This window comes from Bifidobacterium catenulatum subsp. kashiwanohense JCM 15439 = DSM 21854 (assembly GCF_001042615.1).
Classification (GTDB): domain Bacteria; phylum Actinomycetota; class Actinomycetes; order Actinomycetales; family Bifidobacteriaceae; genus Bifidobacterium; species Bifidobacterium catenulatum.
Genome location: NZ_AP012327.1, coordinates 1,493,350 through 1,519,474, shown reverse-complemented (window position 1 = coordinate 1,519,474; position 26,125 = coordinate 1,493,350). Strand labels below are relative to the sequence as shown.

Annotated in this window: 25 protein-coding genes and 2 pseudogenes; 20 read left to right on the top strand and 7 right to left on the bottom strand. The window is 62.3% G+C overall.

The window, feature by feature from the left end; all coding sequences use genetic code 11:
* Positions 1 to 100: 100 nt before the first annotated feature.
* From BBKW_RS06645 to BBKW_RS11135, 4 genes and pseudogenes are all read right to left on the bottom strand, one after another.
* On the bottom strand, positions 101 to 946 hold the full coding sequence (locus tag BBKW_RS06645; protein ID WP_081962238.1) for an IS3 family transposase: 846 nt from the start codon (positions 944 to 946) through the stop codon (positions 101 to 103).
* A gap of 46 nt (positions 947 to 992) precedes the next feature.
* Positions 993 to 1,466, bottom strand: a pseudogene (locus tag BBKW_RS06640) (transposase); the annotation flags it as partial.
* Between the two features lie 116 nt (positions 1,467 to 1,582).
* Positions 1,583 to 2,122, bottom strand: coding sequence for a peptidylprolyl isomerase (locus BBKW_RS11015; RefSeq protein WP_033500611.1), 540 nt, complete (start codon positions 2,120 to 2,122; stop codon positions 1,583 to 1,585).
* Between the two features lie 297 nt (positions 2,123 to 2,419).
* Positions 2,420 to 2,650: pseudogene (locus BBKW_RS11135) on the bottom strand (helix-turn-helix transcriptional regulator); the annotation flags it as partial.
* A 99-nt stretch (positions 2,651 to 2,749) separates the two neighbouring features.
* Here BBKW_RS11135 and BBKW_RS10240 point away from each other — a divergent pair.
* Both BBKW_RS10240 and BBKW_RS06625 read left to right on the top strand, forming a co-directional pair.
* Positions 2,750 to 3,193 carry a hypothetical protein gene (locus tag BBKW_RS10240; protein WP_228428975.1) on the top strand — a complete coding sequence of 148 codons (444 nt, stop codon included), beginning with the start codon at positions 2,750 to 2,752 and terminating at the stop codon, positions 3,191 to 3,193.
* Positions 3,194 to 3,575: 382 nt separating this feature from the next.
* A complete protein-coding gene (locus BBKW_RS06625; protein WP_033500564.1) occupies positions 3,576 to 3,944 on the top strand; it encodes a hypothetical protein in 369 nt (122 codons plus the stop codon).
* A 116-nt stretch (positions 3,945 to 4,060) separates the two neighbouring features.
* Here the strand turns inward: BBKW_RS06625 and BBKW_RS10235 are convergent, their stop codons facing one another.
* Positions 4,061 to 4,774, bottom strand: coding sequence for a GNAT family N-acetyltransferase (locus tag BBKW_RS10235; RefSeq protein WP_080550607.1), 714 nt, complete (start codon positions 4,772 to 4,774; stop codon positions 4,061 to 4,063).
* 357 nt (positions 4,775 to 5,131) lie between these two features.
* On the opposite strand from BBKW_RS10235, the gene BBKW_RS10805 reads away from it, so the two are divergent.
* From BBKW_RS10805 to BBKW_RS06575, 10 genes are all read left to right on the top strand, one after another.
* Positions 5,132 to 5,287 (top strand): hypothetical protein, encoded by a 156-nt coding sequence (locus tag BBKW_RS10805; RefSeq protein ID WP_004220366.1) that lies wholly within the window; start codon positions 5,132 to 5,134, stop codon positions 5,285 to 5,287.
* Complete coding sequence (locus tag BBKW_RS11005) at positions 5,284 to 5,472, top strand: helix-turn-helix domain-containing protein (RefSeq protein WP_231858465.1); 189 nt, start codon at positions 5,284 to 5,286, stop codon at positions 5,470 to 5,472. The genes BBKW_RS10805 and BBKW_RS11005 overlap by 4 nt, the downstream gene beginning before the upstream one ends.
* Positions 5,473 to 5,664: 192 nt before the next feature.
* Positions 5,665 to 6,102: a hypothetical protein gene (locus tag BBKW_RS11000; RefSeq protein ID WP_231858464.1), complete on the top strand. Its 438-nt coding sequence runs from the start codon at positions 5,665 to 5,667 to the stop codon at positions 6,100 to 6,102.
* Positions 6,103 to 6,253: 151 nt separating this feature from the next.
* Positions 6,254 to 6,625: a hypothetical protein gene (locus tag BBKW_RS10995; RefSeq protein ID WP_231858463.1), complete on the top strand. Its 372-nt coding sequence runs from the start codon at positions 6,254 to 6,256 to the stop codon at positions 6,623 to 6,625.
* A complete protein-coding gene (locus BBKW_RS06600) occupies positions 6,622 to 6,876 on the top strand; it encodes a hypothetical protein (protein ID WP_004220364.1) in 255 nt (84 codons plus the stop codon). Before BBKW_RS10995 ends, BBKW_RS06600 begins: the two co-directional genes overlap by 4 nt.
* Positions 6,873 to 7,370 (top strand): WhiB family transcriptional regulator, encoded by a 498-nt coding sequence (locus BBKW_RS06595; RefSeq protein ID WP_004220363.1) that lies wholly within the window; start codon positions 6,873 to 6,875, stop codon positions 7,368 to 7,370. The genes BBKW_RS06600 and BBKW_RS06595 overlap by 4 nt, the downstream gene beginning before the upstream one ends.
* Positions 7,371 to 7,482: 112 nt before the next feature.
* Entirely contained in the window at positions 7,483 to 8,154 is a 672-nt protein-coding gene (locus BBKW_RS06590) for a ParA family protein (RefSeq protein ID WP_004220362.1), read from the top strand.
* Positions 8,155 to 8,159: 5 nt separating this feature from the next.
* Positions 8,160 to 8,441: a hypothetical protein gene (locus BBKW_RS06585; RefSeq protein WP_004220361.1), complete on the top strand. Its 282-nt coding sequence runs from the start codon at positions 8,160 to 8,162 to the stop codon at positions 8,439 to 8,441.
* Positions 8,442 to 8,518: 77 nt separating this feature from the next.
* Positions 8,519 to 9,451: a hypothetical protein gene (locus BBKW_RS06580; RefSeq protein ID WP_033500614.1), complete on the top strand. Its 933-nt coding sequence runs from the start codon at positions 8,519 to 8,521 to the stop codon at positions 9,449 to 9,451.
* Positions 9,452 to 9,633: 182 nt separating this feature from the next.
* Positions 9,634 to 13,887 carry an LPXTG cell wall anchor domain-containing protein gene (locus BBKW_RS06575; protein WP_052118768.1) on the top strand — a complete coding sequence of 1,418 codons (4,254 nt, stop codon included), beginning with the start codon at positions 9,634 to 9,636 and terminating at the stop codon, positions 13,885 to 13,887.
* A gap of 321 nt (positions 13,888 to 14,208) precedes the next feature.
* On the opposite strand, the gene BBKW_RS06570 is transcribed toward BBKW_RS06575, so the two are convergent.
* Together BBKW_RS06570 and BBKW_RS06565 are read right to left on the bottom strand one after the other, a co-directional pair.
* Entirely contained in the window at positions 14,209 to 16,299 is a 2,091-nt protein-coding gene (locus BBKW_RS06570) for a S8 family peptidase (RefSeq protein ID WP_157872370.1), read from the bottom strand.
* 117 nt (positions 16,300 to 16,416) lie between these two features.
* A complete protein-coding gene (locus BBKW_RS06565) occupies positions 16,417 to 17,532 on the bottom strand; it encodes an AAA family ATPase (RefSeq protein ID WP_033500616.1) in 1,116 nt (371 codons plus the stop codon).
* Positions 17,533 to 17,739: 207 nt separating this feature from the next.
* On the opposite strand from BBKW_RS06565, the gene BBKW_RS10855 reads away from it, so the two are divergent.
* Genes BBKW_RS10855 through BBKW_RS06525 form a run of 8 tightly spaced genes read left to right on the top strand, consistent with a single transcriptional unit; the run spans position 17,740 to position 26,067 of the window.
* A complete protein-coding gene (locus tag BBKW_RS10855; protein ID WP_004222632.1) occupies positions 17,740 to 18,615 on the top strand; it encodes an LPXTG cell wall anchor domain-containing protein in 876 nt (291 codons plus the stop codon).
* Positions 18,504 to 18,737: a hypothetical protein gene (locus BBKW_RS06555; RefSeq protein WP_008783366.1), complete on the top strand. Its 234-nt coding sequence runs from the start codon at positions 18,504 to 18,506 to the stop codon at positions 18,735 to 18,737. Before BBKW_RS10855 ends, BBKW_RS06555 begins: the two co-directional genes overlap by 112 nt.
* Positions 18,738 to 18,751: 14 nt before the next feature.
* Positions 18,752 to 19,597, top strand: coding sequence for a type IV secretion system protein (locus tag BBKW_RS06550; RefSeq protein ID WP_004222625.1), 846 nt, complete (start codon positions 18,752 to 18,754; stop codon positions 19,595 to 19,597).
* Between the two features lie 34 nt (positions 19,598 to 19,631).
* Positions 19,632 to 19,982, top strand: a complete 351-nt coding sequence (locus tag BBKW_RS06545) for a PrgI family protein (protein ID WP_004222615.1) — start codon at positions 19,632 to 19,634, stop codon at positions 19,980 to 19,982.
* A 3-nt stretch (positions 19,983 to 19,985) separates the two neighbouring features.
* Positions 19,986 to 22,379 (top strand): VirB4-like conjugal transfer ATPase, CD1110 family, encoded by a 2,394-nt coding sequence (locus BBKW_RS06540; protein WP_033500565.1) that lies wholly within the window; start codon positions 19,986 to 19,988, stop codon positions 22,377 to 22,379.
* A 4-nt stretch (positions 22,380 to 22,383) separates the two neighbouring features.
* Positions 22,384 to 24,087 (top strand): lytic transglycosylase domain-containing protein, encoded by a 1,704-nt coding sequence (locus tag BBKW_RS06535; RefSeq protein WP_033500566.1) that lies wholly within the window; start codon positions 22,384 to 22,386, stop codon positions 24,085 to 24,087.
* A gap of 14 nt (positions 24,088 to 24,101) precedes the next feature.
* Positions 24,102 to 24,641: a hypothetical protein gene (locus BBKW_RS06530; RefSeq protein ID WP_033500567.1), complete on the top strand. Its 540-nt coding sequence runs from the start codon at positions 24,102 to 24,104 to the stop codon at positions 24,639 to 24,641.
* A 55-nt stretch (positions 24,642 to 24,696) separates the two neighbouring features.
* On the top strand, positions 24,697 to 26,067 hold the full coding sequence (locus tag BBKW_RS06525; RefSeq protein WP_033500568.1) for a hypothetical protein: 1,371 nt from the start codon (positions 24,697 to 24,699) through the stop codon (positions 26,065 to 26,067).
* The last annotated feature ends 58 nt before the right edge of the window (positions 26,068 to 26,125 follow it).

Here is a 26,125-nt window from a genome sequence, read left to right as displayed (position 1 = left end):
GAGACTCATCTGAACTGCTGCAGATTCTCTCGGAGATGATGAAAAGCCCCTCGATTGAACTGCGCCCCGTTTGTTGGACGTTGTTAATTAGGATACAGCCCTAGACCGCGAGGGACATGCTCCGGAACTCCTCCGGGGTGTGTCCCTCGAGTCGTATCTGGCGCCGTCTGGTGTTCCAATGGATGATGTAGGCGTCCAGTTCGCGTTTGAACTGTTCGTACGAGTCGAACTCCCGGCCTCGGTAGAACTCGTCCTTCAAGTGGCCGAAGACCTGCTCGGTGGCGGCGTTGTCCAGGCAGTTGCCCTTGCGGCTCATGGACTGGCGGATGCCGAGGCGTTCGAGCTCGTCCCTCCACCATTGGTGCTGGTACTGCCATCCCATGTCCGAGTGCAGGATCGGCTCCGCGCCGGCGGGCAGGCGCTCCGCGAGCATGGCGAGCAGGCGCCTCTGCTGCCCGAGGTCCGGACTGCGGCTCACGTCCCAGGCCACGATCTCCTTGCTGGCCATGTCGTACACGGGCGCGAGGTACGCCTTGGAGCCGGCGACCTTGAACTCGGTGACGTCGGTTCCGAGCTTGGAGAACGGACGGGCCGCGTCGAAGTCGCGTTCGGGCAGGTTATGCACGTGATCGCCCGTCTCGCCCCTGTACGAGCTGTACCTCCTCCACGGGTTCCTGGAGCGGATGGCGCATCTCAGTCCCATGCGCCGCATGACCCCGAGCACGGTTTTGGCGGATATGCGCGTGCCGAACTCGTGGACCAGGCACATGCGCACCTGCCGGTGGCCGCACCCGTTCGGGGTGCGCTCCCATATCTCCCGTACCATCGGCTCCACGTCCGGCCTGGACACGTGCGCCGGGCGCGACAGGTGATGGTAGTACGTGGATCGCGGCAGCCCGGCTATCTCGAGGAGGTGGTCGAGCCGGTGTCCCCGCCCTGCGAGCAGTCGGACGACGGCGCTTCTCTCGCGTCTCGTGACTTCTGCGCCCGCAGGCCCGGAGTTTTTCCAGGTACGCGACCTTCGCCTTCAGATAGGCGACCTGTTCGGCGAGCTCCTGCTCGCGCGTGGGTTCGGGTTTCGGTTTGGATTTCGAGCCTCTGGGCCTGCCCTTGAGCTTCGGCCTGAGCGCCTCCGGGCCTCCCGCCCGGTACTCGCGGCACCAGCGTTCCAACGGCGCGATGCTCGCGATCGCGTACTTCGCCATGACCTCCGTCTTGGTCATGCCGTTCTCGACGTGGTCGCGCGCCGCGGCGACCTTCGTCTCCCAGTCGTAGCGTCTGCTGCCGTTGCCTCCCATGACCGCCTCCTCGCCGCCGGACCTGTACAACCTGATCCAGTTTCTCGCGGTATACACCGGTATGGCAAGCCGTCTGGCGAGCGTGTTCCCGCCGGCTCCGGCCTTGATGAGTTCCAGCGCCTCGCGCCGGAACCCGTCGTCGTAACGTCTCCTTCGATCCTCACGCATACGAAAGAACCGCACCTCCGATCATCGAATCTGAATTTCTTCAGTCCAACAATCGGGGTGCGGTTCAGATTGAGGGGCTTTTCATTGTTGTGCCATGAAGCTTGTTGATGCGGAACTTACTTCAGCACTTCGATGGAAGTGATACCGACCGGCTCGAGCGGAGCATCGGAACGGTCGGTTGCCACGGAGTCGAGCTTGTCGACGACGGCCTTGGACTCGTCATCCGCAACTTCGCCGAAGATGGTGTGATGGCCGTTGAGCCATTCGGTCGGCACGGTGGTGATGAAGAACTGGGAGCCGTTGGTGCCGTGGACCTTGCCGTCCATGCCGCGGCGCAGGCCGGCGTTTGCCATGGCCAGCAGGTACGGGCGATCGAAGGTCAGGCCTGGAACGATTTCATCATCGAAGTTGTAGCCCGGGCCGCCGGTGCCGGTGCCCAGCGGGCATCCGCCCTGGATCATGAAGTCCTTGATGATGCGGTGGAAGGTCAGACCATCGTAGAACGGTTCATGGGAAGGCTGGCCGGTGAACGGGTCAGCCCATTCCTTCTCGCCAGTGGCGAGGCCAAGAAAGTTGGCCACGGTCTCTGGGGTCTTGTCGTCGAACAGGTTGATCTTGATGTCGCCTTCAGTGGTGCGCATGATAACTGTAGTCATGGTTCCTAGTGTCTCATGGGCTTGAGACCGGCCGGGAACCCCAATCCCGTCATGCTTTGAGGGCATGGACGGGGATCCCGAACCGGACAGGACTCCGGATGGCACGAAACCAGCCAAGGCACCTTTAGCCGCACCCGAGATTCCGCCCTCGGCCGGAGCGTCGGGGTTGAAGGGACTGACAAGGAACCTGGGCGCACCGGCACCTACCAAAGCACCTGGCTTCTCGGCATCAGTCGTCGGTTTCAGCTTTTTCATAAACTCTTCATCTTGGCAATAATAAGTATCATCGATGAGATCTTCGACTGTCACGCCAAGAGCTTTGGCAATAAGGAACACTTGCCGCAAATTAAGTTTTGTTTCTCCTTTAAGCATCAGGGTGATAGTGGGCCTCGAAACTCCTAAGGCGTGGGCTAAGTCTTTCTGAATCTTGCCGGTCAATCGCATATAGCGGCGAATGTTGTAACGCGCTACGTCTTCAAAACGTTGCGCTTCTATCTTCACCTGTTCTGAAGTTTCCGTGACTTCCATCGGTTAATCCTTTCCAAATAAAGATAACTATATCAAACAATGTTTAATATTGCTAACCTATTGGGCATGTTTGCATTTACGGGGCGAAAAAATGTCTGCATGGGCGAACTCATGTTGTCGAATGTTTTTCTTCCTGCTGCTCAAAAAACGTTGCATCGCTTGGGGGAGGTCGTAGATATAGGGATATATGGCATTGATCGATCCTGTTGGAGATGTGGACGGACCTCTGTGGCAATTACTAATCTTTGTCCCCTTGACTGCGAAAGTGGTATTTCCTTGGTGGAAGCTTGGGAAAGCATAGATATGTGTTATGCTAAGGAGTTTTTGGAAATTGCTGGGCATCCCGCCGCGAAGCAAATTAAATATCGATCTTCGCGTAGGGCGGGGCGTTATATGTCAAATGGTTGCGCATATTGTGATGCGTTATTCGGAAACTTTTGTATAGATGAGGATATTCTGGATGGACAAAAGCCTCGTCTGATTGCTTCTGTGAAAAGACCTTTGCAGGAATGGGCCGTCATGGTGGCTCAATTTTATCTTTGATTTAAAAGTTTCCTTTCTCTAGTGCTGAAACCGCATTGTGGAGATGCGGTTTTTAAATTTCGACACGCTGTAAATTAACCTAACTTGAGGTTAAAAAAACCAACCCATATACTGAGGTTAGAAATTTTAACTTAGCTGAAATGGGGTTAACGATGTCGAATATGAAGAGGTGGATGGCGGAGGTGGGATTAACTCATCGCCAGCTTGCTGTTCAGCTCCATCAGTCGCCGGCCAGCGTGACTCAGAAAGTCAATCTGCATACACATTGGCAGCGCAGAGACTGTGCCGTTCTCCGCGAACAGTATGGTCTCTCAGCCGATTTCGTTCAGGATCTCATTCCATATGAGACAGCTTTCCCCAATGGTGTACAGGAGGTTATGTGATGGCTGGTGGAATTTTCGAGCAGTATAGCTGGCCGGAGGGCCGGAGCGATTATGTGGAGGTGTGCGACGGATGCCACACAGCAATCTGGTCGACCCGCTGGAACGAGGAGACGTCTGACGGCTTCGACGCGTTTCTCGCCGAAAACGGCTGGCGCGACTACATCGACCAGCTCGATTCCCGGATTCTGAACCTCTGCCCGGCCTGCGCCTTGCTCGCGCTGCGCCTTGGCGAGACCTGCGGGCTGGCCGACACCTGGCTCCGCCCCACGCATGCCTACACGCATGCCTTCCGGGAGGTCGATGCACAGCTCTCCACCCGCGAACGGGTGGTGGCGAACCTGCTGTTGACCGAGGGGAGGGCGGCATGAAGTTATTCAATGGCTATGTACTCGGCACGTCCGGCGGTGGCAAGTCCTTCGATGTGAAGGTGAGGAAGGCGGACGACTTCGCCTTTGACGAGCCGATTGTCATCGACCCGGAGAAGCTAGGCGTTGATGTCGCTGCCAAATGCATCAACGGCAAGGATCCATTGCACGCCGTTGTCTTGGGAGGTGTTTTTACTCCGTATGGCCCGTTGCTCACCGACGACTATGGTCGGTCCATACGTTTTGCCGAGTACGGAGACGGACCATGCCGCTTCGGGGATCGTCCCATCCAGGTCATGAAGCCATATGAGTGGCTTGCCGACCGTGTCTACGTATTTGATGACGAGGCCGTCGCATCGTCTAAACACGATGTGTTTCGTTTTGTTGTTGAGGCCTGCCGCTGCTTCGTTGGTGGTGACGGAGACCATGATCGCAGCGTGGTGCTGTGCCGCGAAGGAGTCGCAGAACAGCTTGATCTTTCGTCCGATGCCTTCGCGCCGATGGTCGGGGCTGACGGCAATGCCGTCCGTTTCAGCTACCAGCCGTGTGACCGCCTGCGCTGCGTCTGCTCGACCAATCCCCAAAAAGGCCTTGGTGTGTTCCATGTATGGACTGAGCGAGGCACCACCTACCAAGCGGTTCTGGGACCATGCGCCTATGAGTGTCGGCCTGAGAAAGCCTTGACCCTGCCAGACGAACTCTGGTCCAGGAATGAATCCTGGATGCGCGATTTCTTCGAGCAGGAGACTTCCGATTTCCTCTGCCTCGGCGTGGTTTCTCGCCGGACGAATATCAGGTTCGTTGAGGGAGGTGGTGCGATGGTCTGATCTCATTTGGAATTCTCTCTTTCTCTGCAATCGATAAAAGAAAAATGCCCGTTCCCGATGTTGGAGCGTCGGGGACGGGCGGTGCAACCAATATTCCGAGCGGCCGCGGATCCCGTATCTTGCCGGATCCCGGTCCGTGGCCGCTCAATGCATTGTCTTGGAGTAGTGATCACACATGAACGACTTTACTAAAGCATTCCGCATGTCTTGCTCTGTGTTTCCCGAGTGTAACCGGGATTTTCAGGCGCCGGTCTGGACTTTCCCGGTTGTGGCGGCATTCGCCCGCCATAATGGTCCGGTTTCCACCGATTCCCGTCGTCTGGCGTCGATGATGGCGCACCCGTCCATGGAAGGGAGACTCGCGTGAACTGGCTTGCAATCGTATTGATCGTGTTCGTCGCGTTCTCATGGCTGATGACGCTGTCCCTGTGCCGGGCGGCACGTCTCGGCGACGAGCAGGCCGCCAGACTGGACACCGAACGCCGTGCCGCCCAGCAGCGTGAGGAGGAGCGGCCGTGAGCAACATCGCACTGTCATGGGCCTTCAGATGCCATGTGGGCAATGCCAGCGCGAAGGCCGTGCTCGTCTACTTGGCGGACCGCGCGGACGACGACGGCACCGCAGCCTATCCGAAGATCGCGACCATCGTCAACGTCACCGAACTGAGCGAACGCACCGTGCGCGCCGCGTTGAAGACTCTCTAGGAGCGGGGGTTCATCCGCCGCGGCGACCAACGTTATGCGCGCCTCGGCAAGGGCGGCAGGAACCGTCTGCCACAGTACTGCCAGGTCGTGTGGGACCTCGCGGTCGAATCCGACCCGTCGACCCTCACGTGGATCAGGGAGACGCACACGGCGGAACAGGATCCCGCGACCATGGGCGGGACCGTGGACCCCATGGCGTCGACCATAGTGGAAAACGGCGAATCCAAGGACGTGCTGCCGGAAAACGTTGGAACGAAGCCGATTTCCAGCACTGCAAATCTCGCAGGGCTGGAAAACGATTCGGAAACGGCACTGCAAATCCCGCAGGGCCAGCACTGCGAGAGCTGCACCCCCAGCACTGCAAATCTCGCAGGGCTGGAAAACGATTCGGAAACGGCACTGCAAATCCCGCAGGGCCAGCACTGCGAGAGCTGCACCCCCAGCACTGCAAATCTCGCAGGGCTGGAAAACGATTCGGAAACGGCACTGCAAATCCCGCAGGGCCAGCACTGCGAGAGCTGCACCCCCAGCACTGCAAATGCCGCACCTCCAGCACTGCAAATCTCGCAGGGCTGTATATATAAGGATAAAACCCTCCAGGTAAACCCTCCAGGTAAACCCTCCGAGTAAACCCTCCTTCCCCTCTGCCCCTACGGGGCATCTCCCCGCAAGCGGGGCGACCGCCGCCGAAAAAAATAGAACCGAACAATCCGACGAGGACGACACCGAGATCGCCGAAGCGGCCGGACGGGTCCTCGCCTCGCTCGGCGAGCAGCGCTCGATGCTCGGCCTGGCCACGCCCTCACCGACCAAAGCCGACCGCAAGGCCATCATCGGCCTGTACCGCAGGCTCGTCGACCAGGGAGCGCAATGGCCCACCCTCGTGATGGTCGACGCGATCGGCTTCGCCATGAACGGCGATTGGTGGCCCAAACGCATCCGCACCGGCCGGGCCCTCGCCAGACACTGGGACGAACTCAACGACGACATGATCCTCGCAGCCGGCCGCACAGACGGCGACGCACACGCACAGACGGTTCCGGCGGCCGTGCCGGAACCGGAGGCTGCGCCATGGCTGCCCGACTGGGCCGTGGAGACGCTGGCCGAATTGGACGGCCAGGACGCGACGGCCGGAGGGGAGGCGACGGCATGACCACGCGCATCGACTGTTCCGAGGCGGGCTTCGGCGAATTCCTCCTCGCCAACCCGCAGCTCGACGGGCACGCGGACCTGATCTGGCAGCTGCACGCCGTCTACTGGCGCAACAAGCGCCTCGGCCATCCCAAGGCCGTCGGCCTGCTGATCCAATACGCCCGGGCATGGGCCGCCCGCAATCCCGGCGAAACCGCCATAGGACGCCTCCAGGCCCGCAAGACGCCGATGACGCAAGGACGGCGGCCATGAACGGGCGGGACATGATGCCGGCCTGCGCGAGAATCGCCGCGGTCGACCCGGCCATGGCGGATCGCATGTGGAACACGACGACCGACGACGATGGCCGGGACCTGGTCGACGAACGGATGCGCGGCAAGGGCCGCATGCTGTGTGCCGCGTGCCCCATGCGCCTCGACTGCATCAGCCGCGCTCTCGTCAACGGCTGGAAGGACAAGGCCGTGTACGGCGGGCTCGACTATGCGAGCCGCTGGATCCTCGCCCGACTGATCGCCCGCGACCTCCACATCGCCGACGGCGGCCTGCACCGGATCCCACAGAGTCGGGTCCGTGACTGGCTGGCCGACCACCCGGACTGGGCCGCACGCATGCGCCGTGATGGCCGCGACTACTGGCGACGGACCAAACGCCGCCAACGCTCGCGCCGCGAATGCACGCACGACGATCCGCTGTTCCTCCCGACCGAGCCCGTGCCGAAGGGCCTGGTCCAGGGCAGCCTCTTCTGACCGCTTCCCGTCGCGATCCGCGTGGGACGCGGCATAAACCGCAATGCCGAAAAACCAACTAACCGGAATGCCGAAAAACCGGATACCGACATACTGAAATAAGGAGAAACCGATGAACGACAAGAAGACCCGCGAGCCGATGGTGATCGCATTGGCGACCGGCAAGGGCGGCAGCATGAAGACCACGAGCGCCGTGTTTCTGGCCTGCGCCCTCGTGGACCAGTCCCGGGGCGAGCAGCGTGTGCTCGTCGCCGACGCGGACGTGCAGGGCGACGCGAAGGACTGGTGGTACCTGGCCGCCGAGATCGGAGACCCGCTGCCGTTCGACGTGATGTCCGCCGCGCCGGCCGACATCAAGCACCTGCACGGGATCAACGACCGGCTCGACGACCCCGTCGACTGGGTGCTGATCGATTCCGCCCCGTACGGGCGCGCGTTGGACGAATCGGTGAACAACGCGGACCTCGTGGTCATTCCCTCGAGCCCCAGCCGCATCGACCTCGACCAGGCCGCCGGCGTGAAGAGCCTGTGCGAGAATCGTGGCATCCCCGCCGCGATCCTCCTGTGCCGCACCGAGGCCAACACGACCGCTCTGCGTGATGCGCTGGCGTGGATCGACGACTCGGACATCGCGTGCTTCGAGACGCTGATCCCGAAGCGCCAGGACATCCTCAACGCGAAATCCACCCGCCCCCGCGGGTCCCGCCTGCACGAGTACCGCGACCTGGCCGCCGAACTCAAGCAGACCATGCGACAGCTCAAGGACAAGGAGGAGGACCTGTGAGGAACATGAACCTGACGCCCCGTCCGCGCGACCTGACCGCGCTGCTCAACAGCGACCGGACGGAACCGGCGGATACCGGAAGACCGGAATCGGTGGAAACCGGAATACCGAAAAACCGGAGGACCGTGAAACCGAACGACGCGGAGGGCTGGGTGAAGACCAGCGTGAGCCTGCGCGCCTCGACCCGACGCAGGCTCAAGACCTACGCCGCCGAACACGACATGCGCATCCAGGAGGTGGTCGATTCCGCCCTCGAGATGTACTTGGGCTTGAATGGAGGGGAATGATGGACCGCATCATGATTCTTGATGCGGATGGCCCCGCCGATCCGATAAGCTGTGAGCCTAAGAAACAAGGAGGACAAATGACAGAGAAAGAGGAGACCTTCGAACTTTCGTCCGAGCCTATGGAAGAGAAGACGAAGAAACCGCATCGCGGACGGGCCGTCGCCATTATCGCCGTTGCCGTCATTGCGCTGCTCGCGGCGGGTGGCATCGTGTGGAAGACCCACACGGATCGTCTCATGGCCGAAGCCAAGGCGGACTGCGCGGCAGCGAGCGAACGTCTCCACGTCGCGACGACCGCGTACAACGCGCTATTGAACGGCAAGGCCGCCAGTATGGCGAAGACCGACGTGAAAAGCGTGAAGGACGCGAAGACCCTTGACGTCCTATCCAAGGCCATGAAGGCATCCACGCCGAAGACCGTGTCCTGCAAAGCGGATTCAAGGGACGCCGTGGTCACGGCCACGAAGGCCATCACCGCGAACACGGCATGGTACTGGACGCACGGGAAGTCCCTGAACAGGCTGGTGAACGCGGTCGAAACGTCCAAACTCGACAAGACCGTGGACGACGCGAACGCGCTGTACAAGCAGACCGACGGCAAGGTGGCGGACGACAAGACCCGCGCAAGCCTGCTGGACGCCATCAAAAAACGCGACGCGGACGCCATCGCAAAAGCCGTGAAAGAGGTCAACGAATCGAAGACGGCGAGGGAGAAGGCGGACGCGGAGGCCGCCGCGAAGGCGAAAGCCGAACAGGAGGCCGCGGCTCAGGCCGCCGCCGCTGCGGCCGCACAGTCGCAACGGCAGGCCCAGTCGTACACGCCGTCCTATACGAACGCCGGCACGAGTTCGGGCCGCTCCTACACAAACGCCGGTTCGGCGGGCGCATCCTCGGATTCGACGGGCGGCTCGTCGTCCGGTGGGTCAGGCTGGTCGGGGCCGACCAGCGGCGGACACGGTGATCCAGGTGCCTGTAGTTTGGAGGATTGCTCCATCCCAATCCAACATTAAGCCGGTCGACTCCGTTTCTCTTTCAGGGCCGTTCCACGAACATCCGTGGGACGGCCCTTTCCTGTCTCCTGCGCGAATGTCCAAACCGGAGTCAGTGAAACCGGGTTGCAATGGTATCGGTCGGGGATCGCGATTCCCGACCCGACATAGTCAAGTGCAGAATCTCTGAAAGGAGAGGAACATTGGTTTCCACCAATAATAAACGGAAGGCGTTGGCGTTGCTGACGGCCGTGGTCACCCTGGCTGGCGGCCTGACCGCGGGCACCGCCTACGCCGGCGGCGAGGCCGGCAACAGGCCCGGCACCGGCGGCAGCGGCGCGGCAACGCAGTTCTGGCAGTACAAGGACGACGCGTCCGGCTCATGGGGTCCGGCGACCGACATCAACAGCGTGAGCAGCGCCATGGCCAACGCGGGCGTGAGGATGGACGACTCAGCCGGCAAGGCCGCAGCCGCGTTGAAGGATGCGAACGACCGTTGCGTGGACGGTTTCCACCAGCGCCATCCAGGCGAGGGCGACGGCGACTGCCGTGTCGTCGCGGTCGGCGCGGTCTCGGGCAACGGCACGACCACCAGCGTATGGAACGGGTCCGGCATCTACGACCAGAGCGTGTGGAAGGACAACTGGAACAAGTACATCGCACCAGGCGATTACAACTATGCTGGGACTCGTCACTATAAGACCTCTACCGCGTTTGATGATGATCCGTCCACGAGCGTGGACAAGCTCATGGAACGGTACGTGTCCAGCACGGCCAGCATCGTCATCATCGCGCTTGACAAGTACCAGCCCGTCCCGCCGAACTATACGCTGAGCGTCTCCACCACGCACGGGCAGAGGACCGATCTGAAGGTCGGCTCCACCGACCCGATCAGCGACATCCTGCACGCGAGCAACAACGGCAGCAGCATCAAGGAAAGCCTGAACGGCACCGCCATCATCCACTACGAGGGCCAGAAGAACGGCTACGTCGCCGCCAAGACGGTCAGCAAGCCGATCACCTTCGCCAACAACGGCGACACCCGGCTCGACAACCTCGCCACGCCCGCCGACTTCGGCATGAACCACTGGCAGGAAGGACAATACTGGATCGACATCCAGATCGCCAAGCAGGGCAGGATGAACGCGGCCGTCGACACGGCCGACAAGGATCCGGCCGAGACCTGGAGCGTGAGCGCCGAACCGCCATCCCCGCCGGTCAAGACCATCGACGAGGGCGTGAGCGCGGACGGCATGACCAACCGCACCGTCATCACCTACGGCACCGGCAAGGGCGGCTACGAGATGGCGTTCAAGGACGAGATCACCGCCGACGGCGTCGACTGCACCGTCGACAACTACCGTCTCGTCGACAAGAGCGACAACGACCGCGACGTGAGCGGCGAGTTCCAGATCGGATGGGACAAGGCCGCGAACACCGTGACCGCCGTGCGCACGGCCGACAAGGGCGAGATGCCATTGGACCACGAGATCGAGTTCAGCTTTGACATCACCGTCAGCAAGCCGAAGGACTTCAGGAAGGTCAAGGACCACGCGACCGGCAAGTGGAACCAGGAGCCCGAGGCCGACGCCGGCAGCAAGGAGTTCGACACCTGGCAGCCGAACCCGGACAAGTCCTGGATCTTCGAGCAGAACGGCAGATGGCAGGCCGTCATCGACCCGCAGGAGACCAACAAGACCGGCGGCGACTCGCACACCTACCTCGACGGTAGCCGTCTCGGCAGCGTCGTCAACGGCACCATCGGCAAGAATCTGATCCAAGCGCCCAAGAAGCTCGTCCTCACGGACGACTGGACTGCCGCCGACTACATCTTCGACGCCGACACGAAGAACATCCGCGTCTACGAGGCCGAAGCGGGCACCGACCGCGAAAGCAGCGTGAGCGACATCGTCAACACTGGCAAGGACGTGACCGACCAGTTCGACATCACAGTCCAAGGCACCAAGGCCACCGCCGCCGCCAAGACCTCCTACCTCAAAGGGCTCAAGGGACTGAAGAACCCGAAGCAGGTCACGCTCCTGATCCCCGGCAAGATCAACTTCGCCGACGGCAAGGGCGCGGAACAGGTCCGCAAGGACTACGGCAAGGCCGCGGGCGACGAGCTCACCTTCTGCGCCGCACCGACCGGCAAGAACCTGACCAACAGCGGCTCCGAGACCGTGAACAACCACACCGAACCGACCAACGAACCGCAGATCTGCGGCTACATCCCACCGGTCAAGAAGGACGTCGTGTCCGAGGCGAGCCAGGGCGGCGACCAGGAGAGCGTGGACGGCAAAGTCGTCCAGCCCGGCCAGAAGGTCGAATACCAGCTCAACACCCAGCCGCAACTGCCGGCCGACCTCGCCTACGAGGTCAAGTCCGTGAGCTTCACCGACTCCTACGACGCCTATCTGAAACCGGACAAGCAGACCCTGGAGATGATGGACCTGGACACCGGCAAGCCGGTGTCCAAGAAGAAGTACACGACCACGTGGGATGATTCCAAGCACATGTTCACCCTGACCGTCACCGACCAGGAGACGATCAGCCAGTGGCGCGCCGGCACCAGCCCCCGCCTCCAGGTCCGCTTCGAGGGAACCGTCGCCGACGACGCCCCCACCGACCACAAGGTCGGCAACAAGTGGGTGCTGACCCTCAACAACTCGATCACCCCGAGCAACGAGGTGTTCAACATCCCGCCGAAGCTCGACCCCGTCAAGAAGGACACGCAGAAGGACCCGACGATCAGCATCGACGGCAAGACCGCCCTGCTGGGAGACGAGATCTACTACCGCGTCGACATCGACGCCAGGCAGGACAACCAGGCCTACAAGGTCTGGAGGCTCGGCATGACCGACGACTACGACGACGAGTACCTGAAACTCGACGCCACCAACGTGGAGATCACCGACGAGACCGGCAAGGACGTCACTTCCAAGTTCAACATCCAGGACAAGGACGGCGTGCTCTACGCCTACGCCAAGCTGGTCGACACCGAGATCCCCGCGACGGGCGAGACCGTCAAGGGCGACCCGCAGCCGGAAGACCTCAAGGCCTACAGCGAGTCCGACGAGCATGACCCGCTCACTCAGCCCGCCATCGACCAGACGCTTCTCGGCCACACGTACACCGTGACCATGCCGATGACCGTCATCAAGGTCACCGACGGCTACACCGTGAAGAACAAGGCCACGCAGGTGCTCAACAAGATCCGCAAGGACACCAACGAGGTCACGAACCCCCTGAAGCCCATCAACCCGGCCAAGGACGTCACCGTGAAGGTCGGCGGCGCATCCGCCAACGGCAAGAGCATCTACAAGGGCCGCAGCTTCCTCTACCAGCTCGACAGCTCCATCCTGCCGGCCAACCGCGCCTACCCGCAGGTCGACAAGTGGGACATCGTCGACTCCCTCGACCCGGCCTTCGACGAATACACCGGCCAGTGGGCCGTGTACGCGACCCGCGACCTGCTTTCAGGCGGCGAGGTCCTCGCGTCCAAGGGCGACAGGATCGCCGGCTCCGGTTTCGACAGCTCGAAGCTCGGCGGCGACCTCTTCACCCTCTCCGCGGCCACCGTCGACGGCCGCAACGTCGTCACCATCGAAGCGACCGACCGCTACAGGGCCCTCGTGTCCGACGACTCCCATGAGGCCGGCTGGCGCGCCTACATCCAGTGCAAGCGCCTCGCCGTGACCGACCGCCACGAGAATCAGTTCACGGAGCACTACAACGACAAGACTCTCGAATCCAACGTCGTGTGGACCCGCACCCCGGACATGACCCCGAGCATCGACGTCCAGAAGTGGGACCGCAAGTCCGGCTGGCCGAACGGCGACCGCGACAATTCGAAGGACGCTTTGACCGTCTCCGGCGACACGGAGATCGTGTTCACCATCACGAACACGAGCAAGACCGACCCCGACACGAAGCAGGGCGCGGTGTTCCGCACCAAGGACATCAAGCTCGAGGACTCCACCATCGTCGGCGACGGCGAGGTCGTGGACCTCAAGTACCCGGCCGACTGGGACACCAAGGTGCTCAAGCCCGGCGAAAGCGTCGAGGTCACCGGCACGCTCAAGGGCGTCACCAAGACCCACACCGACCGAGCCAAGGTCACCGGCACCCCGTTGACCGAATGTCCGGTCGACACGTCGGCCCCGTTCGGTGACGGCACCTCGGACGACGAGTACGGCTCCAAGCCCGAGGCCGAGACCGAGAGCAAGTCCGATGACGTCGTGACCATCGACGGCAAGGACTACTGCGCGGACACCAAGGTGGAGTCCGCCACCGACGACTGGAACGGCTACCGCAAGAGCCTCGCCCAGACCGGCGCGGGCATCGCGCTGATCGCGCTGGCCGCGGTCGTCGTGCTCAGCGGAGGCGCGGCCCTGCTGATCGCGTCCCGCCGACGCGAGGCGAAGGCCCCGGCCGACACCGAGGGCTCGGAGGAGTGATCCGACGAACCTGACCCCGGGCCCGTGCGGCGGACCGTTCCCCATGATCCGCCGTACAGGCCCACGGGCGCGCCCGGATCCTTTCCCTTCCCGGACGCGCCCAAGGCCCCCACCGGTACCGTCTTTGTTTTCTCCTTTGTGACGGCGCCGGGTTCGACTCCCGGCGGGGGCACGCCGCGGGAACCCCTTCCCGCGCACCATGGAAACCAGAACGGGGTGGCAGACCGGATCCCAATGAGGTCGGATCCGGCCTGCCACCCCTTTCCCTTGCGCACCGAACCGTCGGACACCGGACACCGGCGAACCCCGACGAAACGCGCGTCACACGCCAAGGAGAGGATCAAGAGAAATCAGCTGGGGATATGCGTCCAGTATCAGCTGATGGAGATTCCCGATCTTTGGGGCGGAAATCGTAATCGCAAGCGCGTATTCCAACTTGTCCGTTACGCTGAGCGATGCGCCACCCTCTTCACGGGCGTTATAGTGGATGTCAAACACCGGCTTGGCGAGTCTCGCTGCCTTGAATTGCCTCTCGGAGTGCAGTACCGTCTCCCACTTCCCCTGATCCGATCTTCTCTCGGCCTCTACGGGATATAGACTGGACGTTCCCATGCGGTTGCGGCTGAAGAAGGAATCGGTCCTTGCCGTTTTCTTTCCCTCATCAATTCGGTTCGCGTCAGGCCTGAACGTGACCTCAAGCGTAGAACGCGTATATGAATCCGGGGATTGGGGATCCACCCGGCAGGTAAAAGAAAACGTCGCTCTAATCTTTACGTCACCATGATCAAGCCGTGGCGGCACGGGTATGGTCGCCCGCACTATCTTCCCCGGCCTGATGCTGCCCTTGTAGATGACAAGAGCACGCCCGTCCTCAGTCGTGACGATTTCGGTGGCGTCGGATGGAACCTTCCCCCATCCGATTTCGCTCATATTGTCTTCCCTTCTGCGTTCCGCTGCATGAATCAGCAGCGTTTTCGCCACCAGCGGAGTTATTTCCGGGCCGCAGATCTCGCGTATACGCACAGCCTGCCGTAGCGCGTTGGGCGCGGCAAAACTCGTTCCCATAACCGGTACCGCTGCAGGTGACGTTCCAGGGCCAAGCACCATGAATTCATTGCCCTCCGTTCCGCCGAACGCCACCAAATCGGGCTTGACGATCCCGGGACTTCGCCCCGGGCCGACAGCAGAATACGGGGCTCTCATCCAATACACATCCTCAGAATCACACGCCCCGACTCCGAGGGCGTTGACTGCGTCACCCGGTGATTCGATGCGGTTGTTCCCGCTTTCGGCATCCCCTTCACCGTTGTTACCGACCGCCACGCTGAGCAGCATGTCCTTGGAAGAAAGAATCTGGTCAAGAACCGACGTCCATGCGCTCACATCGTCATCCTCAATCGGCAAATCTGGACCGAGGCTGAGATTGACGTAGTGGAAGGGGTACGATTCCAACACATTCTCGATGTTATTGAGCACTTTATACATCGCGATCGGATCATCGGACCTCGTTTCTGAATCAAGCACCCTCACCGCCGTTATCCGCGTGCGCAGCGGCTGCTGGCCGGACTTAAGGCTGCCGAACAGTAGCGCCGAGCATACCCCCAACCCGTGTTCCAAAAACCGCTCGTCATCATCGGCATCGGGATTCGCCTTGATATAGTCCACCCATGACGATATCGGGTTATCCGGCGGCAGCCCTCCGTCAAGCACCGCAACCCCCAGCTGAGACGCCGTACTCGGAGGTTCGGGAAGCGTAACGGGTTCCCGAATGCTCCTCACGGAGCTGATTGGGCTCAGCCCCAACCTCGGCATTGGGCGCAGAGCGCGGACGCTGGAGTATTCAGCAAGCCGTTTGACGGCTTCTTCCGGTCCCCGAATCGGAAGATACAACAGATTATTGGCCTTGAAGTTCATTCGCTCTTCGACGTTTACTCCGAGCCTTTCCGCGAGCTCCAAGAACTTCTGGGTATTATCTGGCGCCAAATCCTCGTCCAGCTCATGGAGAACCAGTTCGTACCATGCGTCATTGGAAGGCGCGGGATGATACTTGTCATCGAATGCGTAGTTGTCGATACGCTCGATTCTGACGATGTCCTTGATACCTGCGTACTCTTCACATCGAACGTCGGGGTCCTGCAGCAGGGAATCGAAATGCTCCAGCGATTGCCTGTGTCCCGCCACCAGCAACGTCCTAGACAGACGTGCACCTTTGTCTGGATCGTCGGCCGTTGTGATTCGTACCGGCTTGCTGCCCACCAAGGACAGGCCGGCCGCCCTGAGCAGCCCGGATGGATGATAAGACTTTGCCAGATACTTCGGATGCAACACCATCTGCAAGACGTGCACATCATTCGGCGCGAGGGCCGGATCGTCCGGCAGATTTGCAATCGCACTGTGCAGTTCCGGCTGCAACCGCGCACGCGATTCCTCGTATGTGTAGATATCTTTCGGCGTCGCCCCGCCGCGGGGAAGAACAATCGGTTCAGACAGCCGTTCGCCGTGTCCTATCAGATAATGCCGTCCCATGAATCATCCTTTCGAATTCGTTTTCTCAGTTCTGCGTCGTATAGTCTGGCGCGACACCCCGGTCATCTCGGAGGCGAGCCGTTGCGTCACCGCGCCGGTCTCCACGAGCGCGACCGCAAGGCTAATCCTCTGCGCGTGGGTCAGCCCTTCCGTGTTCTCCCTTATGTATTCGGTTATGGCATCCTCCGCCGGACACCGCCTCAGCACACACCGTTTCCTTATGCGCATCGCGACGGATCTCACCTCGCTGAAAGGCGCCCCCTTCATCACGATGCCCAGGGCTTCAATCCACGGGGCCGAAACCCCTCCAAGACTGTCCGATGCGCTGAAATCGCTTTCAAGCGCATTCATGATCTGCTTCTCGTCCGGCATAGGGAAATCTATTCGTAACTCGAACCGACGCCATACGGCGGGATCGATGAGTGACATGTTGTTCGTTGCCGCGAGTATGAGGCTCGCCGGGTTCCTGTCATCAAGCTCCTGCAGGAGAACAGTCACTACGCGCTTCATCTCGCCAATGTCCGAGTCGTCCGACCTGGTCTTCGCGATGGCGTCGATCTCATCGAGGAAGAGAATTCCCGGAGTGACACGAACCTTCGAAAATGCTGCTTTGATGTTGTTGCCCGACTCCCCGAGATGCCTGCCGATCGTCTCGGCCAGATCAAGCCGGTACATAGGCATTCCGAGCTGGGAGGCTATCCACCGTGCGGTCATGGTTTTCCCCACTCCGGGAGGACCGGTAAAAATCGCCGTCGAGGTCGGGGAAAGACCGTTAAGGGCGAGGACCGACGCGTTCTCGCGCTCCTCGAGCAGTCCCTCTACCTGTTTGACAATCCGCTCAGGCAGGAATGGCTTCTCCACATCGGAGCGTTGGCCCACGGGAAGGATCGGCGCCTCCCCAGTCCGACGTGACGCATGGCCTAATTCCCTTATCGGTGTCATATCGGGCACATCGCTGGACTGAAGTAACGATTCCAACGCCTTTGAGAACGACGCATCACCGACCCTGTATTTGCGTATCAATCTAGACACGTACATACGAAAGTCATTCAACTGCCCACCAAGTCCAAATTTAACAAGCTGGACAATTTCATCTTTAATATCTGAATCCTGTTCCACGTTTGCCAAGTATAGTCTATTGACATTCTGCAACATGCTGAAGCTCGCGGGACATTCTGATTCAATTGAGATAAAAGTGTTCCAACTGCTCCATATCCAACGGAAGATGCGGCGTCCCCCCGCGAAGGTGTCCGACCCGGCCCCGTCGCGCGCGCCTTACCTTTGACCTGTCAAACAAGCCAAGCCAAGGAAAGAAGGCAGGGACGAATGAACGGACATGACAGCATCATCCTCGCGGCGGGATCCAACGTGGTGACCAGCGCGCTCGACCTCTTCAGCCAGTTCGCGATCATCGGAGGCGGCCTGTGGGCCGTGTACGCGGCGCGCGACCTGCACAAGGATGGCGCCGTGATCACGGCCAAGGGCGACAAGCTCGCCGGCAGCGGCTTCGATTCCGAGAAGTTCGGCGGTGACCTGTTCACCCTCGACTACAAGGACGGCACCGCCGTCATCACCGCCACGGACGCGTACCGCGCGCTCGTGTCCGCCGACGTGGAGCACGAGAACGACTGGACCGCGTATATCCAGTGCAAGCGCATCAAGACCGCCGGCCGCGTCGAGAACCGGTTCACCGAGCACTTCAACGACAAGGGCCTCGAATCCAACGTCGTGTGGACCCGCACGCCGGACATGACCCCGGGCCTGCACCTGGAGAAGTACGACGTGAAATCCGGCGAGAGGCTCGGCGACCGCGACGACGTCAAGCAGGCGCTCAAGATGGACGGCGACTCGCTGGAGATCGCGTTCAAGATCACCAACACCAGCAAGGTCGATTCCAGCACGGGTGAGGGCGCGTGGTTCCGGGCCAGGGACCTCAAGCTCACCGACGGCCCCACCGGCGAACGGTCGGCGGGGCCTTTTCCATACCATCGTCCGAGCCTCTTCGGGTTCGTCGGGAACGTCCAAACCGGAGCCTTCTCGACGGCCATACCGTGGTCATGTCATCCAAAACAAGTCGAAAGGAAAACATCATGTACGGAATCACCATCGCGGCAGACAGCGGCAGCGTCGTCACCAGTGCGTTGCAGCTTTTCAGCCAGTTCGCCATCATCGGCGGTGGCCTGTGGGCCGTGTGGGGCGTGATCACCCTGGCCGGAGGACTGAAGGACCAGAACGGCCCCGCCACCCAGTCGGGCGTCTGGCAGGTCGTCGGCGGCGGTCTGATCATCGCGGCCGCGGCCCTGTTCTCCAACATCGCCCTGTAGACGGGAGGCCGCGCATGGTCGATTTCATCGTCGGCATCCTCAACTCGATAGGGTCCGGCGTCGGCGACGACCTTGTGGCCGACCTGCTGAAGACCCCCGCCGAATACAACGCGGGCATGTACCAGCTGAGCCTGACCGTCGCCCGCTCGGCGGTCAAACCCATAGCCAGCACGATACTGGCGATCATGTGCGTCCTGGAACTCGCCAGGGTCAGCACCCGGGCGGACGGCGACCGAGAGCTGGGCGTCAAGCTCGTCGCCATGGCGATGTTCAAGCTCACGCTCGTGTTCACCGCGGCCCAGCACAGCGAGCTCATGCTCCAGGCCATCGACGAGGTCGGCGACGGCGTGCTCGGCGGCATCCATTCGGCGGCGCTCACCACCGGCGCGTCGTCGGGCCTCGGCCTTGGCGACAGCATGCGCGACGCCATAGACTCCGCCGGCTGGATGGGCCAGATACCGTGCCTGATCCTGCTGCTCATCCCGTTCCTCGTCTCCAAGGGCGCGACCATCGTCGTCACCGTCGTCATCCTCCTGCGTTTCGTGCAGATATACATGCTCACCGCGTTCAACCCGCTGCCGATCGCTTTCATCGCCCAGGAGGAGACCCGCCAGTGGGGCATCAACTACTTCAAGCAGTACGCGTCTCTGGTGTTCCAGTGCGCGACCCTGTATCTGGCGATCCTCATGTACCGCACGCTCGTGGGCGGCACGCTCAACCCGAGCAAGTTCAAGGATGGCGACAGCCTCTCCGGCTGGGTGATGGACAACTTCATCGGCCTGCTCTTGGCGAGCGTCATGCTCATCGGCATCGTCATGGCGGCCAACTCCGTCGCCAAGAAGCTCTTCGGCGGCGAATGAAACACAACGCAATCCACGAAAGGAAGCAATCATCATGGCGTTGCAGATGCCCGTCTACAGGGAACTGACCACCATCGAGTCGAAGGTGTTCATGGGGATGAGCTGGCGGCAGTGCCTCGCCGCCGTCATCCTCGCCGTCGTGTGCGGGGGAGGGTACATCGGCCTGTGGTTCGGCCTGGGCATGGACCCCAACCTCGCCATGTACCTGATCTTCCCGCCCGGCCTGCCCGTGGCCATATGGGGATGGGTGAGGCCAAAGGGCCTCATGCCCGAGAAATACCTGAAATACATCCTGCGCCACTACACGCAGCGCGAGGTCTACCTGCTCGACGGTCCGGGCAGACCATACCGCACCGGCGCGAAACCGACGATCAAGGAAAGGTGAGGAATGTTCGGAAAGAAGAAACCCCAGGCCGCGCCGGCTGAAGGCGGTGCCGAAGCCAGGGCGAAGGCGCGGAGAAAGAAGGCGACGCGTCTGCCGAAGGGCGTCAAGCAGCTCATCGGCTACGACGCGATGCTGCGCAACGGGATCGCCAGCCTGGGCGACGGACGGTGGAGCGCCACCATCCTCTTCCAGGACATCAACTACCAGCTGAGCCCGGAATCCCATCAGATGGAGATCATCGACCGGTGGGCCAAGCTCATCAACAGCTTCGAGGCCGGGCAAAGCGTGCAGATCGCCTCCTACACGCGCTCACGCGGCGTGCGAGAGATCCTCGCCGACGTGATGATGGACGAGACCGGTGACAGCCTCGACCACTACCGGCTCGACTACAACCGTCTCGCCCAAGGCAAACTCGAATCCGTCAGCCGCAACACCAGCACCGTCAAGACCCTGACCGTCACCGTCCGCGAAAGCGACGAGCAGGCCGCCGTCGCGACCCTGAACGCCCTGTGCAACAACCTCGTCAGCCAGATGCGCTCCATCGACGCATGCAAGGCCACCCGGCTCGACCGCGAGCACCGGCTGCGCCTCATGGCCGAGGTGCTCCGGCCCGGCGAGGAGTTCCGGTTCGACGAACGCCGGTTCGAGCATCAGCCCGGCAAGCCCGACACCAAGGACCTCGTGTGCCCGTGGAGCATCGACGCGCGCAACCCCATCCAGCTGGACATCGAATCCCTGGACTCGAAATACCTGCATCGCACCATGTGGGTGTCCAGCCTGCCGCCGGAACTGTCCGACCAGCTGGTCAACGACCTGACCGGACTGCGCGCCCGCGTCGACGTGAGCATCCACCTCGCCCCCATGGACCGCGGCGAAAGCATGACGCTCGTGCGCCGCAAGAACGCCGAGGTCAAGATGCAGGTCATGGACCAGCGGCGCAAGAACCGCAAACAGGGCCTCGACCCCGACGACCTTCCCGACGACCTCGCCGACCAGCAGGAACAGCTCGGCCAACTGCGCGACGAGCTGCGCTCCACCAACCAGAGGCTCGTGGACTCGATCATCGTGATCGGAGTGTCCGCGGCAAGCCAGGAGGAGCTGGAAGTCGCGTGCAGGAACGTGAAGGCCAAGGTCAACGCGCAGTCCTGCACGGCCGAGAGCCTCAAGTTCATGCAGATGGAAGGACTGACCGCCGAACTGCCGCTGGGCAACAACCCTCTACCCATGAAACGCACCCTGACCACGAACAGCGCGGCCATCCTCATCCCGTTCACCACGCAGGAGGTGTTCGAGCCGCACGGACTGTTCTACGGAAGCAACGCGAGGAGCGGCAACCCGATCCTCGCGGACCGGCGCAGCCACATGAACTCCAACGGATTCGTGCTCGGCACGTCCGGCGGCGGCAAATCCTTCACCGTCAAACAGGAGATCGCCGGCATGTTCCTCAACCGTGACGACGAGGTGATCGTCATCGACCCGGAACGCGAATACCTCGCCCTCGCGGCCGCGTTCGGCGGACAGATCATCCAGATCAGCGCCGGCACCGGCACGCGCGTCAACCCGATGGACATCGTCCTGGAGGACGATTCGGCCTCCGACCCCGTCAAGGACAAGACCAACAACGTGGTCTCCATGATCGGCGCGCTCATCGGCGGCATCGACGGCCTCGACCCGCTCCAGAAGGGACTCGTCGACCAGTGCGTCAGCAACCTGTACACGCGTTACCGCAACCAGGGCGGGGGAGTGGTCCAGCCCACATTGCAGGACCTGCACGACGAATTGCAGGCGGGCGGCGACCAGGTGAGCCGGTACCTCGCCGACGCGCTCAACCCGTACATCACCGGCTCCATGAGCGGCTTCAACGGCCAGACCAACGTGGACCTGTCCAACCGGTTCACCGTGTTCGACGTGTCCGGCCTGTCCGGCGAGCTGCGCACGTTCGGCATGATGGTCGTCATCGACCAGGTGTGGAACCGCGTCATCCGCAACAAGGCCAACGGGCGGCGCACCTGGCTGTACGTCGACGAGTTCCACCGCTTCTTCTCCAACCAGTACGCCGCCGCCCAGTTCAAGGACATCTACAAGCGCGCCCGCAAATACGGGCTCGGCGTGACCGGCATCACGCAGAACGTCGAGGAGATCCTCGACCTCCAGGACGCGCGAGAGATGCTGTCCAACAGCGATTTCCTCATGCTCCTGAGCCAGAACAGCACCGACGCGGACGCGTTGTGCGAGCTGCTGACCCTGAGCGAGGAGCAGCGCCAGTACTTCACCGGCGTGCTGCCCGGCCAGGGACTCATGAAGATCGGCAGCGCCTACGTGCCGTTCGACGGGCGCATCCCCGCGGGCGGCGACCTCTACCGGCTGTACTCCACGACCTTCCAGGAAGGAAAGTAAACGCATGAGCGGAACCCAAGCCCACCACGCCGGAGGCACACGCGCCCGCATCGGACGCGCGGCCACCGGCGTGGTGTCCAGCGCCGCGCAATTCGGCTCGGACCGGGCCGACATCGCCGATTCCATGGGCCACACCGCCGCCGAGATGGCGGGACGCGCCGGCATGTACGGCATGTCCTCCACCATGCACGGCGTGGGCTGGACGGCCGGCAAGGCGCGGCGCATCATGAACCGTGGCAAACGCGCCCTGCGGTCGGGCAAGGGAATGCGCAAGACGGCCGGCAAACCCAAGGCGCTGTCCGAGGCGAAGCCCAGCGAGAAGATCGGCAAGTTCGCCGCGAAAGGCAAAGCGAGCAAGCGGATCGGCAAGCACATAGGCGCGGGCCTTGGGAACGCCGGCCGTAGCGTCAAACGGATGGGATCCACCGGCATGGGCTGGATGGACGAAGCCGGCGCGAGGCTCACCGTGGCTGACGACGATTTCGCGTCCAAGCTGGGAAGCGCCACACGCGACCTGACCTTCAAAGCGGCACGCGCTGGCGTGAAAGGTGTCAACTCGTCGGCCAAATTCATCTGGCGGCACCGCCGCGCGCCCGTCAAGGCGGCGCGCGACGTTCAAGCCGCCGGACAGGCCGCCGTGCGTGCCGCCCGCGTCGCCGCGAACTTCGTGCGCATGGCCGCGTCCCGCGTCATCGCGGGAGCCGCCTCCATCAGCCTTCCCATCCTGCCCGTCATCGCGGCCATGCTCGCGGTGCTCGGCGTGCTCCTGGCCGTCATGGGCGCGTTCCTCGGATCCAACGCCAGCGAATCCACGGTCTCGGGCGTTCCCGCGGAATACGAGGCCGACGTGATCCGCGCCGGATCCATCTGCCAGGTCGTCACGCCGAGCATCATCGCCGCCCAGATCGACCAGGAGTCCAATTGGAATCCGAAGGCCGGCAGCTCCGCCGGAGCGCAGGGCATCGCACAGTTCATGCCGTCCACCTGGGCGTCCGCGGGCAAGGACGGCGACGGAGACGGCAAGGCCGACATCTGGAACCCGCACGACGCGATCTGGAGCCAGGGCAACTACATGTGCAATCTCGCCTCGCAGGTCGAGACGGCCAAGAAGTCCGGGAAACTGACCGGCGACACGCTCCAGCTGACCCTCGCCGCCTACAACGCCGGCCTCGGCAGCGTGCTCAGATACGGCATGGTGCCGCCCTTCGAGGAAACCATCAACTATGTGCGGCGGATCAAGGAACTCGCAGCGACCAAATACACCGCAACGGGGACCGCCGAGGGTGGCACGGTCGGCTCCCTCGAACCGAAACTGACGGTCTCCGGCGGCATCGTGTCCACGGCCGGCATCACGCCGGACACGAGATACCCATGGGGGCAGTGCACCTGGTGGGCCGCGACCAGAAGAGCCGACATAGGAAAACCGATACCAGGGTGGGGCAACGCCGCCACATGGGCAGGTTCCGCGGCGTCGGCCGGCTACACGGTGGACGGCTCCCCATCCGCCGGCAGCGTCATCGTGTTCCAACCGGGAGTATTGGGCGCGTCCGCCGACTACGGGCATGTCGCCATGGTCGAGGAGGTCCGCGGGGACGGGTCGATCCTGATCAGCGAGTCCAACGCGCTTGGCCTCGGCGTCGTATCCACACGCGAAATCAGCGCCTCCCAACTGGCCGCAGCCGGAAATGGCGTCCGCTACATCCACTGAAAGGAAAACCAAGCATGGAACCAAAGAGGAACAGGATCATCGCCGCGACGGGATTTGCGGTCGCGCTCCTCATCCTGGGAGGAAACGTCGCGGTGATATGCGCCGGCAACGGAACCGCGGAGGACACGCAAAGCACCGTCGCCCGGCCGCGAACGAAAACCGAACCCGGACAAAAAACGGCTGGAGACGAAGAGACCGAGCCGGCGACGCCGACGGAGGATGATCCGTGCGCCGACCTCGCGCCGAAAGCGCTCGGCGTCTACATGGGCGGCGAACGAGGCCAACTCGAAGGCGAATACTTCACGCCGGATGCCGCCGGCCTCGACATACCGGCATCATCCATAGCCCCGCAGCCATTGCCCGAGACCGAGTTCACCGGCTTCCCCGTGTCCACGGGGCGGCGGGTGGCGACATGCGCCGTATCCACCGGGCTGGAGGCATCCTGGGTGCTTGACTACACGCTCACTGACGACGGCTGGCGATGCGCGGCGGTCAAGGGCCCATTGGAAGGCGGATACCGGGTGCATGAAGGCAAACCAGAGGAACAAAAGTGATGAAGGCAAACGAACAGGATCAGCCAGTCCTCATCAAAGACGAGGGCGGAGAGGAATGACCAGGATCGACAGGAAGACGGGTGAGCCGATTCTCAGCCCCAAGCTTACGGTCGACCAGCTGTACGCCATGGCCAACGAGCCCGGTTGGCGTCCATGGATGCGCCTAATCGCCGAACATCCACACGCGTGGCCGGAGCTCGCCGAATGGTGGCATACCGCGCAGGAGCAAGGCTTTGACACGGCCGGTGCCGCGCCGCTGCCGCCCGCGTCCATGCGCGGCCGCCGTCGCGTCGCCATACCATCCGCGCCGCTGCCGCCGGAAGACGAGCCGGGGCAGGAACCCGTGTCTGCGCCGGCGGAGCAGTCTCCTCCCGACGATTCCGCGGAGAAGGCCCTGAAGGACGCCGACGACGATTTTGCCGCACTCGAACGAATCGCCGACTTGGAATCGGATACGGCGGACATCCCTCCAATACCGGAAGCAGAATCGTCGGGGTCGGCCGTCACCTACTCGGCCGACCCCGACGATCTGAAGGTGCGCCGCGTCTTCCCGGTCGGGAAAGCGCTCGTCGCGATCGTCATGACCGCGAGCCTCATCGCCGTGTCCTGGATGGGACTGCAAATCAAAAACCGCCACACCGCCGCCATGCGGCAAGAGGCGCATGAGACCGCAATCAGCGCATGCGACTCGGCCGAAGCGACACGCAGGACCATCCAGTCCGACCTGGACAGGACCACGGCCAAAGCCTCCAAACTATTGAAGGACACCAGTCGCGGCCAGGTCGCGGATCCCAAGACCCTTGATGCGTTGAATCGGCTCCTGGGTGCAAAGACGACCACCATCAGCGGCTCCTGCGCGTCCGACGCCGCCACATCCGACCTGGACAGGACCACGGCGTCGCTGCACAGAACGACCAAAGAGCTCAAGAACCGTCTCACCGACCTCAAGGCCGCAACCAAGGCCGTCACCGACAGCAAGCTCGACAAGACCGTGGACGACGCGAACGCGCTGTACAAGGAGACCGACGGCAGGGTGGCGGACGGCAAGACCCGGGAGACCCTGCTGAAGGCGGTCAAGACCCGTGACGTGGACGCGATCGCGAAAGCCGTGAAAGAGGTCAACGAATCGAAGACGGCGAAGGAAAAGGCCGACGCGGAGGCGAAGGCCAAGGCAGAACAGGAAGCAGCCGCGGCTGCCGCCGCCGCGCAGCAGCAGGCCCAGGCATCGCAATCCCAATCAGCTCCACAGCGGCAAACGCCCTCATATTCCCAAGGAAGTTCCGGTTCCGGTTCCGGATCCGGACGACGCCCGTCTTCGGGAGGCTCGTCGTCCTCCACCAATACGGGCGGAGCCTCGCCGGGATGGTCCGTGCCCACGCCATCAGACGGGGGCACCGGCTTGCCCGGCAGCGATCCGGGGCTCTGATTCGTGAACGGTGATGGGTGACGGGAGCTTCGCGGAAACCGATTCTGGAACGCGCTCT

What these genes read in the sequence shown, in the direction of transcription:
- BBKW_RS10995 (WP_231858463.1), top strand. Translation starts at nt 6,254, where the DNA reads ATGCTCGGCCTGGCCACGCCCTCACCGACCAAAGCCGACCGCAAGGCC.
- BBKW_RS11000 (WP_231858464.1), top strand. Translation starts at nt 5,665, where the DNA reads ATGGCGTCGACCATAGTGGAAAACGGCGAATCCAAGGACGTGCTGCCG.
- BBKW_RS06545 (WP_004222615.1), top strand. Translation starts at nt 19,632, where the DNA reads ATGGCGTTGCAGATGCCCGTCTACAGGGAACTGACCACCATCGAGTCG.
- BBKW_RS11015 (WP_033500611.1), bottom strand. Translation starts at nt 2,122, where the DNA reads ATGACTACAGTTATCATGCGCACCACTGAAGGCGACATCAAGATCAAC.
- BBKW_RS06535 (WP_033500566.1), top strand. Translation starts at nt 22,384, where the DNA reads ATGAGCGGAACCCAAGCCCACCACGCCGGAGGCACACGCGCCCGCATC.
- BBKW_RS06555 (WP_008783366.1), top strand. Translation starts at nt 18,504, where the DNA reads ATGTACGGAATCACCATCGCGGCAGACAGCGGCAGCGTCGTCACCAGT.
- BBKW_RS06525 (WP_033500568.1), top strand. Translation starts at nt 24,697, where the DNA reads ATGACCAGGATCGACAGGAAGACGGGTGAGCCGATTCTCAGCCCCAAG.
- BBKW_RS06600 (WP_004220364.1), top strand. Translation starts at nt 6,622, where the DNA reads ATGACCACGCGCATCGACTGTTCCGAGGCGGGCTTCGGCGAATTCCTC.
- BBKW_RS06530 (WP_033500567.1), top strand. Translation starts at nt 24,102, where the DNA reads ATGGAACCAAAGAGGAACAGGATCATCGCCGCGACGGGATTTGCGGTC.
- BBKW_RS06585 (WP_004220361.1), top strand. Translation starts at nt 8,160, where the DNA reads ATGAACCTGACGCCCCGTCCGCGCGACCTGACCGCGCTGCTCAACAGC.
- BBKW_RS10855 (WP_004222632.1), top strand. Translation starts at nt 17,740, where the DNA reads ATGAACGGACATGACAGCATCATCCTCGCGGCGGGATCCAACGTGGTG.
- BBKW_RS06580 (WP_033500614.1), top strand. Translation starts at nt 8,519, where the DNA reads ATGACAGAGAAAGAGGAGACCTTCGAACTTTCGTCCGAGCCTATGGAA.
- BBKW_RS06625 (WP_033500564.1), top strand. Translation starts at nt 3,576, where the DNA reads ATGGCTGGTGGAATTTTCGAGCAGTATAGCTGGCCGGAGGGCCGGAGC.
- BBKW_RS10235 (WP_080550607.1), bottom strand. Translation starts at nt 4,774, where the DNA reads ATGAGATCAGACCATCGCACCACCTCCCTCAACGAACCTGATATTCGT.
- BBKW_RS06550 (WP_004222625.1), top strand. Translation starts at nt 18,752, where the DNA reads ATGGTCGATTTCATCGTCGGCATCCTCAACTCGATAGGGTCCGGCGTC.
- BBKW_RS06590 (WP_004220362.1), top strand. Translation starts at nt 7,483, where the DNA reads ATGAACGACAAGAAGACCCGCGAGCCGATGGTGATCGCATTGGCGACC.
- BBKW_RS06540 (WP_033500565.1), top strand. Translation starts at nt 19,986, where the DNA reads ATGTTCGGAAAGAAGAAACCCCAGGCCGCGCCGGCTGAAGGCGGTGCC.
- BBKW_RS10240 (WP_228428975.1), top strand. Translation starts at nt 2,750, where the DNA reads ATGGGCGAACTCATGTTGTCGAATGTTTTTCTTCCTGCTGCTCAAAAA.
- BBKW_RS06595 (WP_004220363.1), top strand. Translation starts at nt 6,873, where the DNA reads ATGAACGGGCGGGACATGATGCCGGCCTGCGCGAGAATCGCCGCGGTC.